Below are 818 nucleotides of genomic sequence, written 5' to 3'. Positions count from 1 at the left end.
CGAAAGCCATCGATACAAAGAATCGCTATTACACGGTAAATAATTTAGGGGTTGGCAAGTGGTACATTTTTAATTGCCATTTGCTACATTTCTTACTTGCCAAAAACAATTATACGGGAGGACTTGTAGGGGCAAATGCGGGTACCATTGAGCATTCCTTTGCCAAAGGCAGCGTCGCCAATAACGCTTCTGGCCTTGGCGGGCTGGTCGGGGTAAACGACGGAGAGGTCCGCCAGTCATACGCACTGACGCATGTAACTGGCGGATCGAATCAGGTTGGTGGTCTTGCCGGAATAAATGGAAGCAAGGGATTCATCGAACAGTCTTTTGCAAAAGGGACGATTGAGACTGAATCTATGGCTGTAGGCGGATTGGTGGGTGAAAATCAGGGAGTGATATCGGATGCGTACGCTAACTCCGGCATCAGTGCCGGAAAGTATAGAGAGGAAGTTGTCATTGGCGGTCTTGTCGGAATCAATCAGCATGAAATTACCAGAACGTACGCTGCCGGGACTATAGACAGCAATGCCAAAGAAGTCGGAGGCTTGATCGGCAAGCTCGAAAGCAACGGTACAGTAAACGATTCTTATTATGATCAGGACCAGACTGGACAAACTGACACGGGCAAGGGCATGCCGCTTTCATCCGTACAAATGAAAGAGCAGGAATCATTTACTGACTGGGATTTTACGGACGTGTGGCAGATGGATGAGTATCCGGCCTTCCAATGGGAGTAAACATCAGAAAACTGCCATGAACATAGGAGGGTGGGTCGAACGCGATGAGCGTCGGCCTTTTTGTCAACTGCAAATGAAAAT

The 818-nt window shown here is 48.2% G+C and carries 1 protein-coding gene; it reads left to right on the top strand.

The window, feature by feature from the left end; genetic code table 11:
• On the top strand, positions 1-737 hold a 737-nt coding region (locus EDM54_RS25420), incomplete at its 5' end, for a GLUG motif-containing protein (RefSeq protein ID WP_311135376.1).
• Between the last annotated feature and the right edge of the window lie 81 nt (positions 738-818).

It is taken from the genome of Brevibacillus borstelensis (genome assembly GCF_003710865.1).
Classification (GTDB): domain Bacteria; phylum Bacillota; class Bacilli; order Brevibacillales; family Brevibacillaceae; genus Brevibacillus; species Brevibacillus borstelensis.
The sequence above is the reverse complement of the archived record's forward strand: the minus strand, read 5'-3'. Positions and strand labels throughout refer to the sequence as shown.